At 67.7% G+C, this 12,629-nt stretch carries 11 protein-coding genes; 6 read left to right on the top strand and 5 right to left on the bottom strand.

Going from position 1 to position 12,629, the window contains the following annotated elements; translation table 11 throughout:
• Window positions 1-109 precede the first annotated feature (109 nt).
• Together J2739_RS17565 and J2739_RS17560 are read right to left on the bottom strand one after the other, a co-directional pair.
• Entirely contained in the window at window positions 110-1,756 is a 1,647-nt protein-coding gene (locus J2739_RS17565) for a 3-(methylthio)propionyl-CoA ligase (protein WP_309903893.1), read from the bottom strand.
• Between the two features lie 158 nt (window positions 1,757-1,914).
• Window positions 1,915-3,216: a UDP-N-acetylglucosamine 1-carboxyvinyltransferase gene (locus tag J2739_RS17560; protein ID WP_309903891.1), complete on the bottom strand. Its 1,302-nt coding sequence runs from the start codon at window positions 3,214-3,216 to the stop codon at window positions 1,915-1,917.
• Between the two features lie 168 nt (window positions 3,217-3,384).
• Between J2739_RS17560 and J2739_RS17555 the strand changes: the two genes are divergently transcribed.
• The 5 genes from J2739_RS17555 to J2739_RS17535 are packed head-to-tail and all read left to right on the top strand — an operon-like array spanning window position 3,385 to window position 6,916.
• Window positions 3,385-4,866 (top strand): protein adenylyltransferase SelO, encoded by a 1,482-nt coding sequence (locus J2739_RS17555; RefSeq protein ID WP_309903889.1) that lies wholly within the window; start codon window positions 3,385-3,387, stop codon window positions 4,864-4,866.
• The gene (gene msrB / locus J2739_RS17550; RefSeq protein ID WP_309903887.1) at window positions 4,863-5,273 is read left to right on the top strand and encodes a peptide-methionine (R)-S-oxide reductase MsrB; all 411 of its coding nucleotides are present in this window, start codon (window positions 4,863-4,865) and stop codon (window positions 5,271-5,273) included. The genes J2739_RS17555 and msrB overlap by 4 nt, the downstream gene beginning before the upstream one ends.
• Before the next feature lie 3 nt (window positions 5,274-5,276).
• Window positions 5,277-5,816: a septation protein A gene (locus J2739_RS17545; RefSeq protein WP_309903884.1), complete on the top strand. Its 540-nt coding sequence runs from the start codon at window positions 5,277-5,279 to the stop codon at window positions 5,814-5,816.
• Window positions 5,813-6,085, top strand: a complete 273-nt coding sequence (locus tag J2739_RS17540) for a BolA family protein (protein ID WP_309903882.1) — start codon at window positions 5,813-5,815, stop codon at window positions 6,083-6,085. The genes J2739_RS17545 and J2739_RS17540 overlap by 4 nt, the downstream gene beginning before the upstream one ends.
• A gap of 51 nt (window positions 6,086-6,136) precedes the next feature.
• Window positions 6,137-6,916 carry a peptidylprolyl isomerase gene (locus J2739_RS17535; RefSeq protein ID WP_309903881.1) on the top strand — a complete coding sequence of 260 codons (780 nt, stop codon included), beginning with the start codon at window positions 6,137-6,139 and terminating at the stop codon, window positions 6,914-6,916.
• Between the two features lie 66 nt (window positions 6,917-6,982).
• On the opposite strand, the gene vapC is transcribed toward J2739_RS17535, so the two are convergent.
• The 3 genes from vapC to purL all read right to left on the bottom strand — a co-directional run bounded on the left by vapC (window position 6,983) and on the right by purL (window position 11,672).
• A complete protein-coding gene (gene vapC / locus J2739_RS17530; protein WP_309903879.1) occupies window positions 6,983-7,372 on the bottom strand; it encodes a type II toxin-antitoxin system VapC family toxin in 390 nt (129 codons plus the stop codon).
• Window positions 7,369-7,563 carry a type II toxin-antitoxin system VapB family antitoxin gene (locus J2739_RS17525; RefSeq protein WP_309903877.1) on the bottom strand — a complete coding sequence of 65 codons (195 nt, stop codon included), beginning with the start codon at window positions 7,561-7,563 and terminating at the stop codon, window positions 7,369-7,371. The genes vapC and J2739_RS17525 overlap by 4 nt, the downstream gene beginning before the upstream one ends.
• Before the next feature lie 62 nt (window positions 7,564-7,625).
• Complete coding sequence (gene purL / locus J2739_RS17520; RefSeq protein ID WP_309903875.1) at window positions 7,626-11,672, bottom strand: phosphoribosylformylglycinamidine synthase; 4,047 nt, start codon at window positions 11,670-11,672, stop codon at window positions 7,626-7,628.
• A 120-nt stretch (window positions 11,673-11,792) separates the two neighbouring features.
• Between purL and map the strand changes: the two genes are divergently transcribed.
• Window positions 11,793-12,617 carry a type I methionyl aminopeptidase gene (map, locus tag J2739_RS17515; protein WP_309903873.1) on the top strand — a complete coding sequence of 275 codons (825 nt, stop codon included), beginning with the start codon at window positions 11,793-11,795 and terminating at the stop codon, window positions 12,615-12,617.
• Window positions 12,618-12,629: the final 12 nt, after the last annotated feature.

Genomic DNA, 12,629 nt, shown 5'->3' with positions numbered 1-12,629 from the left:
CCTGCCCGTCAGGGAATGCCCGTAAGGCGCCCGCCGCGGGGGCGCTTTCTATCACCCAGGCGACAGGCCGCACTTGGCCGGTGCTACCGGTCGGTAGGATTCGGGGGCGTCAGCACTCCGGCAGCTTGTAGTCGCGCAGTTGCTCGCGCAGCCGGGTCTTGAGGATCTTGCCGGTCGCGCCCAGCGGGATCGCCTCGACGAACACCACGTCGTCGGGGATCTGCCACTTGGCAACGGTCTTGCCGCCGTAGAAGGCCAGCAGCTCCTCGCGCGTGAGTTCGGCGCCGGGCTTCTTCACCACGACCACCACCGGCCGCTCGTCCCACTTGGGGTGCGCCACCCCGATGCAGGCCGCCATCGCGACCGCCGGGTGCGCCACCGCGATGTTCTCGATGTCGATGGAGCTGATCCACTCGCCGCCGGACTTGATCACGTCCTTGCTGCGGTCGGTGATCTGCAGGTAGCCGTCGGCGTCGATGGTGGCGACGTCGCCGGTGGGGAACCAGCCGCGGCCGCGCGCGTCCGGCACCAGCGGGTCGCCGCCCTCCCCCTTGAAGTACTCCTTGACCACCCAGGGGCCCTTGACCAGCAGGTCGCCGGAGGTCTTGCCGTCCCAGGGCAGGTCCTTGCCCTCGCCGTCGACGATCTTCATGTCGACGCCGAAGATGGCCCGGCCCTGCTTCATGCGGATCGCCGTCTGCTTGTCCTCGGGCATCGAAAGGTGCTTGTTCTTGAGCGTGCAGAGCGTGCCCAGCGGCGACATCTCCGTCATGCCCCAGGCGTGCAGCACCTCCACGCCGTAATGCTGCTGGAAGGCGTTGATCATGGCCGGCGGGCAGGCCGAGCCGCCGATCACGGTGCGCTTCAGCGTGGAGAAGCGCAGGTCCTGCGACTGCATGTGGCCCAGCAGCATCTGCCAGACCGTGGGCACGCCGGCCGCGAAGCTCACGCGCTCGGCTTCGATCAGCTCGTAGACCGACTTGCCGTCCAGCGCCGGGCCGGGGAAGACCAGCTTGGCGCCGGCGAGCGCGGCCGAGTACGGAATGCCCCAGGCGTTGACGTGGAACATGGGCACCACGGGCAGCACGGAATCGCGGGCCGACAGGTCCATCACGTCCGGCAGCGCGGCCGCGTAGGCATGCAGCAGGGTCGAGCGGTGGCTGTAGAGCGCGGCCTTGGGATTGCCGGTGGTGCCGCTCGTGTAGCACATGCTGGAGGCCGAGTTCTCGTCGAAGCTGGGCCAGTCGTACCGGTCGGACAGCGGGCCCATCCAGGCCTCGTAGCTCGCCAGGTTGGGAATGCCGCTGTCGGCGGGCAGCTTGTCGGCATCGCACAGCGCGATCCACTTCTTGATGGTCGTGCACTTGGGGTGCACCGCCTGCACCAGCGGCAGGAAGCTGAGGTCGAAGCACAGGATCTGGTCTTCGGCGTGGTTGGCGATCCAGCCGATCTGGTCGGGATGCAGGCGCGGGTTGATGGTGTGCAGCACGCGGCCGCTGCCGCTGACGCCGTAGTACAGCTCCAGGTGGCGGTAGCCGTTCCAAGCCAGGGTCGCCACCCTGTCGCTGAAGATCAGCTGCTCCTGCTCGAGCGCGTTGGCGACCTGGCGGGCGCGGGAAGCGATCTGGCGCCAGTTGCTGCGATGGATGTCGCCCTCCACCCGCCGCGAGACGATTTCGCCGTCGCCGTTGTGGCGTTCGGCGAACTCGATCAGCGACGAGATCAGCAATGGTTGGTCCTGCATCAAACCCAGCATCGGAAGCTCCTTCAAGCAACGGAATCGTGAAAGCCCGGCGGCCGCCGCGGCGGCCTCGTCGGCACCTCAGATTCACGCAATCTTCGGGAGATCCGGCAATGACAGAAACCCGCAGAGCGGCACCAGGCTGTCGCGTGGGCGTCTTGCCGACGCCCTCCCTACTCGTCCTGGGTCCACTCCACGCGAACGCCCAAGCTGCGCAGGTTCTCCACGAAGCGCGGATGCGCGCGCCGGATCGGGGCCGCGTTGCGGATCTCCGAACGCCCCTCGATGCTCGCGGCCACCATGAACAGCGCGATCGCCACGCGGATGATGTACGGGCTCTCGACCACGGCCGGTGCCAGAGGCCCGCCGCCGAAGGTGATGAGCCGGTGCGGGTCGGACGAGAACACGTGGGCGCCGAACTTCGAGAGCTCGCCGGTCCAGCCCAGCGCGCCGTCGTAGACCTTGTTCCAGAACATGGCGTTGCCCTGGGCGCGCACCCCCAGCGCGATGAAGATCGGCAGCAGGTCCACCGGGAAGTAGGGCCAGGGCGCGGCCTCGACCTTGGTCAGCACGTTGGCCGTGAAGGGGACCTGCACCTTCAGCGGGCCGCTGCGGCGGGCCTCGGACCAGCCGTCGCGATGCACGATCTGGACGCCGAACTTGGCGAAGGTGCGGTCGATCAGCGGGAACTGCCCGGGCGCGCTGTTGCGCACCTGCACCTCGCCGCCGGTGATCGCGCCCAGCGCCAGGAAGGTGGTGATCTCGTGGAAGTCCTCGTCGAAGCGGAATTCGCCCCCGGTCAGCGGCGCGCCGCCGTGGACGGTGAGCTTCGAGGTGCCGATGCCCTCGATGCGGCCGCCCATCATGGCCATGAAGCGGCAAAACTCCTGCACGTGGGGCTCGGAAGCCGCGTTCGTCAGCGTCGAGGTGCCGGCGGCCGCCACCGCGCAGAGCACGAAGTTCTCGGTGGTGGTGACGGAGGCGTAGTCCAGCCAGTGATTCACGGGCCGCATGCTGCCGGCGAGGCGCACCAGCAGCGAACCTTCGGTGCGCTCGACGCTGCCGCCGAAATGGCGCAGGACCTCCACATGCGGGTCGATCTCGCGCACGCCCAGGGTGCAGCCCTTGACGTTGTCCTCCAGCCGCGCCACGCCGAAGCGGGCGAGCAGTGGCGGCACCAGCATGATCGAGGAGCGCATCTCCTCCGGCAGGCGGTGGCGCGTGGCGTCGAAGCCGGTGTTGCGGTGATGCAGGTCCAGCGTGCCGCTCTCGCGGTCGAGCCGGACTTCGCTGCCCAGGGCCTGGAAGATCTCGAGGATCTTGCGCACGTCGGTGATGTCGGGCACGCCATGAAGCCGCAGGGGCTCGCGCGTGAGCAAGGTGGCGCAGAGCACAGGCAGCACCGCGTTCTTGTTGGCCGAAGGGCTGATCCGGCCGCGCAGGGGTGCGCCGCCGTGGACGATGAGACTGGACATGGAGTGGGAAAGACTTGGATGTGGAGGCGCGAAGAAATCGCGACGCCGCACTCTACCGGCTCGCGGGAGCGTAAATCCCGCCATGGGCCCGATCCACACAAATGGAAACAGAAAGGCCGCGATGGCCTCTGCAGCCCGGGGATTCAACGGGTACGGGACAATCGCCCCATGCCCATGATTGCAGACGAAGCGGAAGCGGTCGACCTCGGACTGGACTGGACCGCCGGCTTCTCCACCCTCGGACCCGCCTTCTTCACCGAGCTCAGGCCCACCCCGCTGCCCGAGCCCTACTGGGTCGGGCGCAGCCTGGCACTGGCCCGTGAGATCGGGCTGGAAGAAGCCTGCCTGGAATCGGACGACGGCCTCGCGGCCTTCACGGGCAACGTGCCGGTCGCCGGCACCCGACCCCTGGCCAGCGTCTACAGCGGCCACCAGTTCGGCGTCTGGGCCGGACAGCTGGGCGACGGCCGCGCCATCCTGCTGGGGCAAACCGCGAGCGGCTGGGAGCTGCAGCTCAAGGGCTCCGGCCGCACGCCCTACTCGCGCATGGGCGACGGCCGGGCGGTGCTGCGCTCGAGCATCCGCGAGTTCCTCTGCAGCGAGGCCATGCAGGCCCTCGGCATCCCCACCACCCGCGCCCTGTGCGTGACCGGCTCCGACGCGCAGGTGGTGCGCGAGGAAATCGAAACCGCCGCCGTGGTGACGCGCGCCGCGCCCAGTTTCATCCGCTTCGGCCACTTCGAGCATTTCGCGGCCGCCAACCGCCTCGACGAGCTGCGTGCGCTTGCCGATTTCGTGATCGACCGCTTCTACCCGGCCTGCCGCGACAGCGAACGCTTCGGCGGCAACGCCTACGCGGCCTTCCTCGAAGCGGTGAGCGAGCGCACCGCGGCCCTGCTGGCGCAGTGGCAGGCCGTCGGCTTCTGCCACGGCGTGATGAACACCGACAACATGAGCATCCTCGGGCTCACCATCGACTACGGGCCTTTCCAGTTCCTCGACGGCTTCGACCCGCGCCACATCTGCAACCACAGCGACACGGGCGGCCGATACGCCTACAACCAGCAGCCCAATGTCGCCTACTGGAACCTGTTCTGCCTGGCCCAGGCGCTGCTGCCGCTGATCGGCGACCAGGAAATCGCGGTGGCCGCGCTGCAGTCGTACAAGACCGTGTTCCCCGAAGCGTATGAAGCGCGCATGCGGGCCAAGCTGGGCCTGCCCGGTGCGGCGCCGGACGACCGCGCGTTGATCGAAGGGGTCCTCAAGCTGCTCGCCCAGGAGAAGGTGGACTACACGATCTTCTGGCGCCGCCTCGCCGACCGGCAGGCCGGCGGTGATCCGGCTGCGGTGCGGGACCTGTTCCTCGACCGTGCCGGCATCGACGCCTGGCTGCAGTCCTTCGCGCAACGCCACGAACAGGTTCCGGCGGCGCAGGCGGCACAATCGATGCGCGGCGCCAATCCGAAGTTCGTCCTGCGGAACCACCTGGGCCAGCAGGCTATCGAATCGGCGCAGAAAAAGGACTTCTCGGGCGTGGCCACCTTGCTCGCGCTGCTCAAGACCCCATTTGAAGACCACGCCGGCCACGAGGCCTATGCCGGCTTCCCGCCCGACTGGGCTTCCACCATCGAAATCAGCTGCTCATCATGACCGCACCCGTCCAGAAAACCGATGCCGAATGGAAGGCCATCCTGGCCGAAAAAGGCGCCGAGCCCAGCGCCTTCGAAGTGACGCGCCACGCCGCCACCGAGCGCCCGTTCACCGGCAAATACGAGGCGCACTGGGAAGACGGCAGCTATCACTGCATCTGCTGCGGCGCCAAGCTCTTCGAGTCGGCCACGAAGTTCGATGCCGGCTGCGGCTGGCCCAGCTTCTCGCAAGAGGCAGTGCCCGGCGCCATCAAGAACGTGGTCGACCGCTCGCATGGCATGGTGCGCACCGAGAACGTCTGCGCCAATTGCGGCGCCCACCTGGGCCATGTGTTTCCCGACGGCCCGACCGAAACCGGCCTGCGCTACTGCATGAACTCCGCTTCGCTCGATTTCCAGAAGCGCTGAAGAATGAAACTGCTGCTCGACTTCTTCCCGATCCTGCTGTTCTTCGGCGCCTTCAAGCTGTACGACATCTACACCGCCACCGGCGTGCTGATGGCGGCCACCGTGCTGCAGATGGGCATCGCCTGGTTCAGCGAGCGCCGCCTGGCGCCGATGCAGAAGGCCACGCTGGTGCTGATCCTGCTGTTCGGCTCGCTCACGCTGCTGCTGCACGACGACCGCTTCATCAAGTGGAAGCCGACCGTGCTCTATGGCGCGATGGCGTTGGCGCTGGCCGTGGCGCTGTGGGGCTTCAAGAAGAACTTCCTGAAGATGCTGCTCGGCGCGCAGCTGGATCTGCCGGCGCAGATCTGGGGGCGCCTCAATGTCGCCTGGATCGCGTACTGCGTGTTCATGGCCGCGATCAACGGCTACGTCGCAGCCAACTTCAGCACCGAGGCGTGGGTGAACTTCAAGCTCTGGGGCTACGCTTTCCCGATCGTGTTCCTGGTGGCGCAGGGGCTCTACATCTCGCCCCACCTCAAATCGGACAAGCCTGCCGCATGAACACCGCACGCCCTCCGACCGCTGCCGACCTGGATGCCCGCCTGCGGGCGACGCTGCAGCCCACCCTGCTCGAAGTGATCGACGAAAGCGCTGCCCATGCCGGCCATGCAGGCGCCAATGCCGAGGGCTACGGCAGCCATTTCCGGGTGCGTATTGCCTCTCCTCTCTTCGAGGGAAAGCCGCGCGTGGCGCGCCATCGGCTTGTGTATGATGCGTTGCAACTTTTCATCGCACAGGGCCTTCACGCCATCGCCATCGAGACGCTCTGAAGCGCCTTTGTTTCCCGCCTCTCCGGGCGGCAAAAGTACCCTCCCCTCCTTATGAAGAAACATCTCCTGCAGGCCGCAGCCGCCGTCGCCCTTCTCGCTGCACTTCCCGCCGTCGCGCAGAACGCGGCCATCGTCAACGGCAAGCCGGTGCCCAAGGCGCGCATGGACGTGCTGGCCCAGCAGCTGGCCGCCGCCGGACGGCCCGTCACGGCCGAGATGCAGGGCCAGCTGCGCGAAGAAGTGGTCGCCCGCGAGATCTTCATGCAGGAAGCCCAGAAGCAGGGCCTGGACGCCACCGACGACTACAAGAACCAGCTCGAGCTCGCCCGCCAGGCGATCCTGATCCGCCAGCTGTTCGAAAACTACCGCAAGGCCAATGCGGTGTCCGACGCCGATGCACAGGCCGAGTACGACAAGTTCGCCGCGGCCAACGGCGGCAAGGAATACAAGGCCCGCCACATCCTGGTCGAGAAGGAAGACCAGGCCCAGAAGATCCTGGCCGACCTCAAGAAGGGCGCCAAGTTCGAGGACATCGCCAAGAAGCAGAGCAAGGACCCGGGCTCCGGCGCCAACGGCGGCGATCTCGACTGGGCTGCGCCCGCCAGCTTCGTGCCCGAGTTCTCCGAAGCCATGATCAAGCTCAAGAAGGGCGAGACCACCCCGGCTCCCGTCAAGTCGCAGTTCGGCTACCACATCATCCGCGTGGACGATATCCGCCAGGCCCAGCTGCCCAAGCTGGAAGAGGTCAAGCCGCAGATCGTGCAGCAGCTGCAGCAGCAGCGGCTGCAGAAGTACCAGGAAGAGCTGCGGGCCAAGGCGAAGGTGGAATAAGCGCGCTGTCGAGCCTCGACGAAACGAAAACGCGGCCGGCTGGCCGCGTTTTTTTTAAGCCTTTCCTCAACAACATTGAAGGCCGAGATGCTTCTGAAAGGCGTCGAAGTCCCTGTCGTTGTGCAGCAGGATGCCGTCGTTCTCGATGCACCAGGTTGCAATCAAGGTGTCGATCGTCTTGCGAACCGTGAAACCCAGCGCACGCAAGCGGCGGTGATTCCTGGCAGCCTCGATCGCAATCGCCTCACCGCCCAGCGTTACGACCTCGAGTGCCGTCAGCAGTTTGCGGGCCTCGGCGAAGTCGCGCTCCTTGGTGAAGCCCTGCAGCACTTCGGCAAGGATCAGGTCCCCGATGGCGAGGGGCTCGGTTTGAAGCAGTTGGTCCAGGCGGTCCGCTGCGATGGAATCTGTGCCCCTGAAATAGTCGATCCAGACACTGGAGTCGACCAGGATCACTTGTCGGTCCGCATCGCGGCGAGATCGCCCTGCCAGTTGCGGTTGCCGCGCAAGCGCCGAAGTTCTTCCTGCTGCCGCAGCCGCAACAAGGTGCGCAGGCCCAGTTCCACCACCTCGCGCTTGGTGCCGAGCCCGGTCGCGCGCAACGTGTCGTTCATGAGCTTGTCGTCGATGACAATGTTCGTTCGCATGATGTGTATGGATTCACCAATTCATACACATGATAGGCGCCCCGCCGAGGGGGCGCAAGCGGCTACCCCACCCATTTCCGCGCGTTGCGCCAGATCCGCATCCACGGGCTCAGAGCGCTCCGGTCGCCCGAAGTCCAGCTCATCTGGATGTTGCGGAACACGCGCTCCGGATGCGGCATCAGCGCGGTGAAACGGCCGTCCGCGGTGGTCACGGCCGTCAGGCCACCCGTGCTGCCGTTGGGGTTGAAGGGATAGCGCTCGGTCGGCTGGCCGTGGTTGTCGACGAAGCGCATGGCGGCGATGGCCTCGGCTGGGTCGCCGCGGTGCTTGAAGTTCGCATAGCCCTCGCCGTGCGCCACCGCGATCGGCAGCCGGCTGCCCGCCATGCCGGCGAAGAACAGGCTGGGCGAATCGAGCACCTCCACCATCGACAGCCGCGCTTCGAAACGTTCGCTCTGGTTGGTGGTGAAGCGCGGCCAGGCCTCGGCGCCGGGGATGATGTCGGCCAGCTCGGCGAACATCTGGCAACCGTTGCACACCCCAAGGCCGAAGGTGTCGGCGCGGCGGAAGAAGGCCTTGAATTGCTCGCTGAGCTTCGGGTTGAAGGTGATGCTGCGGGCCCAGCCGATGCCTGCCCCCAGGGTGTCGCCATAGCTGAAGCCGCCGCAGGCCACCACGCCCTTGAAGTCGGCCAGGTCGGCCCGTCCGGTTTGAAGGTCGGTCATGTGGACGTCGAAGGACTCGAAGCCCGCCTCGTGGAAGGCATAGGCCATCTCGACGTGCGAGTTGACGCCCTGCTCCCGCAGGATCGCGACCTTGGGCCGCGCGAGGTTGAGGAAGGGCGCGGCCACGTTCTCCTCGACGCCCGGCGCCAGCTGCACATGGCGCCCCGGGTCCTGCGGCTCGCCGGCGGCTGCGTGCTCGGCGTCGGCGCAATCGGGGTTGTCGCGCTCGCGGCAGATCTTCCAGCTCACCGCGTCCCAGACCTGGTGCAGGTCGTGCAGGCTCGCGCTGAAGACCGCCTTGGCGTCGCGCCAGACCTCCACCTTCCCCTTGCCGGCCTCGATGGCCGAGGCGTCGGGCCGGGTCTTGCCGACGAAATGGCTGTGGGCGCTGAGGCCGTGCGCCCGCAGCGTCTGCATCACTTCGTTGCGCTCGGCGGTGCGCACCTGCAGCAGCACGCCGAGCTCTTCGTTGAAGAGCGCCTTCAGCGTGAGCTCCTCGCGCCGGGCGCTGACCTGGCCGGCCCAGTTCTTGGCGTCGCCGTACTCGGCACGGCTGTCGCTGATGCCGTCGCCCTCGGTCACCAGCAGGTCGACGTTGAGGGCGAGGCCCACGTGGCCGGCGAAGGCCATCTCGCAGGCCGCGGCGAACAGGCCGCCATCGCTGCGGTCGTGCATCGCGAGGATCTTGCCCTCGGCGCGCAGCGCATTGACGGCCGCGACCAGCCTGACGAGGTCCTGCGGATCGTCGAGGTCCGGCACCACATCGCCGCTCTGCGCCAGCGTCTGGGCCAGGATGCTCCCGGCCATGCGCTGCCGGCCACGTCCGAGGTCGATCAGGACCAGGGTGCTGTCGGGCTCGCTCGCATCCAGCTGCGGGGTGAGCGTGCCCCGCACATCGGCCAGCGTGGCGAAGGCGCTGACGATCAGGCTCACGGGCGAGCTCACCTTCTTCTGCTCACCCCGGTCCTGCCACTGGGTGCGCATCGACAAGGAATCCTTGCCCACGGGAATCGAGATGCCGAGCGCCGGGCAGAGCTCCAGGCCGACGGCCTTCACGGTCTCGTACAGCGCCGCGTCCTCGCCCGGCTCGCCGCAGGCCGCCATCCAGTTGGCGGAGAGCTTGACGCGCGAGAGCTCGATCGGTGCGGCCAGCAGGTTGGTGATGGCCTCCGCCACCGCCATGCGGCCGGAGGCCGGCGCATCGAGGGCGGCGAGCGGGGTGCGCTCGCCCATGCTCATGGCCTCGCCGGCGAAGCCCGCGTAGTCGGCCAGGGTGACGGCGCAGTCGGCCACCGGCACCTGCCAGGGGCCGACCATCTGGTCGCGATGGCTCAGGCCGCCGACGGTGCGATCGCCGATGGTGACGAGGAAGCGCTTGGACGCGACGGTGGGATGGGAAAGAACGTCGATGGCAGCTTTCTGCAGCTCGACGCCGGTGAGGTCGAGCGGCTCGAAGGTGCGGGCGACCGAGCCCACGTCGCGCAGCATCTTGGGAGGTTTGCCCAGGAGAACATCCATGGGCATGTCGACAGGCGCGCTGTCTGCGCCCCTGTGCTCTCCAGGCATTCCGTCCGCCACGATCAACTGTCGCTCTTCGGTCGCGACGCCCACCACCGCGAACGGGCAACGCTCCCGCTCGCAAAAGCCCTTGAACAGCGGCAGCGATTCCGGCGCGATCGCCAGCACATAGCGCTCCTGGCTCTCGTTGCACCAGATCTCCTTCGGCGCCAGCCCCGACTCCTCCAGCGGCACGGCGCGCAGGTCGAAGCGCGCACCGCGGCCGGCGTCGTTGCTGAGCTCGGGGAAGGCATTGCTCAGCCCGCCGGCGCCGACATCGTGGATTGCCAGGATCGGATTCGCCTCGCCCTGCTGCCAGCAATGGTTGATGACCTCCTGCGCACGCCGCTCGATCTCGGGGTTGCCGCGCTGCACCGAGTCGAAATCCAGCTCGGCCGCATTGGCGCCGGTGGCCATCGAGCTGGCGGCGCCGCCGCCCATGCCGATGCGCATGCCGGGGCCGCCCAGCTGGATCAGCAGCGTGCCCGCGGGGAAGCGGATCTTCTGGGTCTGCGCCGCGTCGATGGTGCCGAGGCCGCCCGCGATCATGATCGGCTTGTGGTAGCCCCGCTGCAGCGTGTCGCGGTCGCTGGCGATCGCCTGCTCGTACTCGCGGAAGTAGCCCAGCAGGTTGGGCCGCCCGAACTCGTTGTTGAAGGCGGCCCCGCCCAGCGGGCCTTCGGTCATGATCTGCAAGGGACTGGCGATGTGCTCGGGCTTGCCATAGCTGCCTTCGGCGGGCCAGAGCTTCGAGACGGTGAAGCCCGTCAGCCCTGCCTTCGGCCTGGAGCCGCGGCCGGTGGCACCCTCGTCGCGGATCTCGCCGCCGGCGCCGGTGGAAGCGCCCGGGAAAGGCGAGATCGCGGTCGGGTGGTTGTGGGTCTCGACCTTCATCAGCACATGGTTCAGCGCGTCCTGCTTGTCGTAGCGGCCGGCCGCGGAGGCGGCGACGAAGCGCTCGACCCGCGAGCCCTCCATGATCGAAGCGTTGTCGGAATAGGCCACCACCGTGTGCTGCGGGTTCTGGCGCTCCGTGTGCCGGATCATCGAGAACAGGCTCTGCGGCTGCGGCTGGCCGTCGATCACGAAGTCGGCGTTGAAGATCTTGTGGCGGCAGTGCTCGCTGTTGGCCTGCGCGAACATCATCAGCTCGACGTCGCTGGGGTTCCGGCCGAGCCTGGTGAAGGCGTCGACCAGGTAATCGATCTCGTCCTGCGCCAGCGCCAGTCCGAAGCGCGTGTTGGCCTCGACCAGCGCGGCGCGCCCGCCGCCCAGCACGTCGACCTGCGCCATCGGCTGGCCCGGCAGTTCGGCGAACAGCGCCGCCGCCTGCTCCACGCCGGGGAGCACCGATTCGGTCATTCGGTCGTGCAGCAGCGTGGCCAGCGCTGCCAGCCGGTCGCCGTCGAGCACCGGCGCCTTGCCCAGCAGCGGTGCCTTCAGCACCAGGTGGTACTGCGTGACACGCTCGACCCGGCGCAGCGCCAGGCCGCAGTTGTGGGCGATGTCGGTCGCCTTGGAAGCCCAGGGAGAGACGGTACCGAGGCGCGGCGTGACGATCAGCGTGGACGCGGCCCTGGCGGGCGCCTCGAAGGGCTCGCCGTAGCCCAGCAGGGCGGCGAAGCGCTCGCGCTCGGCGCCTTCCAGCGCGTGATCGGTCGCCACCAGGTGCACGAAGCGCGCCGAGAGGCCCTCGACCCGCGGCTCGACCGCCTGCAGCCTGGGCAGCAACTGCCGGGCCCGGAACTCGCTGAGCGCGCTGCCGCCCTCGAAGAAGGTCACCACCGGGGCGACGGGATGGGAAGGCGCATTCAGGGGCAAGGTCACGATCGGGGTCGGCCGGCGGGCCGCGTTGGAAACCAGGAGGAGATCAGGCGGCGGCCGCTGACTGGGGACATCCGCGCAAGCCGGGAATTTTAACGGGGACGAATGGGATAATTCGGGCCCATGAGCATCACCTACAAAGACGCCGAGGGCGTGGCCGGCATGCGCGTCGCATGCCGTCTCGCGGCCGAAGTGCTGGACTACCTGACCCCGCACGTCAAGCCCGGCGTGACCACCAACGAGATCGACAAGCTCGCGCACGACTACATCACGCAAGTCCAGGGCGCGATCCCTGCCCCCCTCAACTACATGGGCGCCTCGAGCGTGCCCTACCCCAAGTCCATCTGCACCTCGGTCAACCACGTGGTGTGCCACGGCATCCCGAACGACAAGCCGCTGAAGAGGGGCGATATCGTCAACCTCGACATCACCGTCATCAAGGACGGCTGGCACGGCGACACCAGCCGCATGTTCATCGTGGGCGACGCCTCCATCGCGGCCAAGCGCCTGTGCGCCTTCACGTACGAGGCCATGTGGCACGGCATCGTCAAGGTCAAGCCGGGCGTGCACCTGGGCGACATCGGCTTCGCCATCCAGCGCTTTGCCGAGAGCAACGGCTTCTCGGTGGTGCGCGAGTTCTGCGGCCATGGCATCGGCCGCGGCTTCCATGAGGAGCCGCAGGTGCTGCACTACGGCAAGCCCGGCACGCTGGACGAACTCAAGCCCGGCATGACCTTCACCATCGAGCCGATGATCAACGCCGGCAAACGCGACATCAAGGAAGACGCGCGGGGCGGCCAGTACGACGGCTGGACCATCGTCACCCGCGACCACTCGCTGTCGGCCCAGTGGGAGCACACGGTGCTGGTCACCGAGACCGGCTACGAGGTGCTCACGCTCTCGGCCGGCAGCCCGCCGCCGCCCGCCTTCGCCAGCACGTCGGGTTGAACGCGGCCTCGG

It is taken from the genome of Variovorax soli, from assembly GCF_031454625.1.
GTDB lineage: Bacteria > Pseudomonadota > Gammaproteobacteria > Burkholderiales > Burkholderiaceae_C > Variovorax > Variovorax soli_A.
This window is presented reverse-complemented; position numbering and strand designations above follow the sequence as displayed.